2 pseudogenes are annotated in these 1,658 nt (G+C 62.4%); both read left to right on the top strand.

Going from position 1 to position 1,658, the window contains the following annotated elements:
• Positions 1-263, top strand: a pseudogene (locus tag AC1DUU_RS31395) (efflux RND transporter periplasmic adaptor subunit); the annotation flags it as partial.
• Positions 264-305: 42 nt separating this feature from the next.
• Positions 306-1,658, top strand: a pseudogene (locus AC1DUU_RS31390) (efflux RND transporter permease subunit); the annotation flags it as partial.

Genomic DNA, 1,658 nt, shown 5'->3' with positions numbered 1-1,658 from the left:
CCTTCAATTCCTATGGCGATATCGTCTATCTCGTCGACGACAAGGGCAAAGACGCTGACGGCAAGCCCCAGCTCGCCGCCAGGCAGGCGTTCGTCACCACCGGCGCAACGCGCGGCGATCAGATCGCTGTGCTGAGCGGCATCAAGGATGGCGATGTCGTGGTCACCGCCGGGCAGCTCAAGCTACGCAACGGTTCGCCGGTCAATGTCGACAACACCGTGCAGCCCGCCAACAATCCAGATCCACAACCGGTCGACAAATAGCAGGCGCAGTCTGGCGAGATAGTTCGCGGAAAGAATGCGGCGATGAGCTTTACAGACCTCTTTATCCGCCGCCCGGTCCTGGCAATCGTCGTCAGTCTCACCATTCTGGTGCTTGGCCTGCGCGCCATCGGCTCACTGCCGGTGCTGCAATATCCGCGCACTGAAAACACCGTCGTCACGGTCACCACGACCTATTATGGCGCCGATCCCGACGTCATTGCCGGTTTCATCGCCACGCCGCTGGAAAACGCCATCGCCCAGGCCAACGGCATCGACTATATGAGCTCGACCAGCCAGACCGGCGTCAATGTCATCACCATCTACCTCCGGCTCAACTACGACGCCGACAAGGCGCTGACAGAGATCAGCACCAAGGTCGCCTCGGTCATCAACCAGCTGCCGTCGGGCACCCAGCAGCCGGTGCTGAGCGTCAAGGTTGGGCAGACGATCGACGCCATGTATATGGGCTTCGACAGCGACGTGCTGCCGCGCAACAAGATCACCGATTATCTGGTGCGGGTGGTGCAGCCCAGGCTGCAGGCGGTGCCCGGCGTGCAGACCGCGGAAATACTTGGCGGCCAGAATTTCGCGCTGCGCGCCTGGCTCGACCCGGCCAAGCTTGCCGCCTATGGCCTGACCGCAACCGACATTTCGACGGCACTTCAGCAGAACGACTACATCGCCGGCCTCGGCACCACTAAGGGCCAGATGGTCGAGGTCAATCTCACCGCCTCGACCAGCCTGCACAGCGCCGAAGAATTCTCCAATCTCATCGTCAAGCAGGCCAACGGCGCCATCGTGCGGTTGAAGGACGTGGCCAACGTGACGCTCGGCGCCGACGACTATGAATCGCAGGTCGCCTTCGACGGCAAGTAGGCGGTCTATATCGGCATCCAGGTGGCGCCGGGCGCCAATCTGCTCAACGTCATCGCCGGCGTGCGCGCGGAATTCCCCGGCATCAAGGCGCAGCTGCCGGAAGGCCTGCGCGGGGAGATCGTCTACGATTCCACCGACTTCGTGAACAGCTCCATTCGTGAAGTGATCAGGACGCTCGGCGAGGCGCTTCTGATCGTCACCCTGGTCATCTTCGCCTTCCTCGGATCGCTGCGCTCGGTGCTGATCCCGACTGTCGCCATCCCGCTATCGCTGATCGGCACCTTCGCCCTGATGCTGGCGCTCGGATTTTCGATCAACCTTCTGACGCTGCTGGCGCTGGTGCTGGCCATCGGCCTCGTCGTCGATGACGCCATCATCGTCGTCGAGAACGTCAACCGGCACCTCGACGAAGGCGTGAAGCCCATACCGGCCGCGATCATGGCGGCTAGGGAGCTCGGAGGCCCGATCATCGCGATGACGGTGGTGCTGATCGCCGTCTATGTGCCGATCGGCTTCCAG

This window comes from Aminobacter sp. P4_H6_2 (assembly GCF_056400805.1).
The sequence above is the reverse complement of the archived record's forward strand: the minus strand, read 5'-3'. Positions and strand labels throughout refer to the sequence as shown.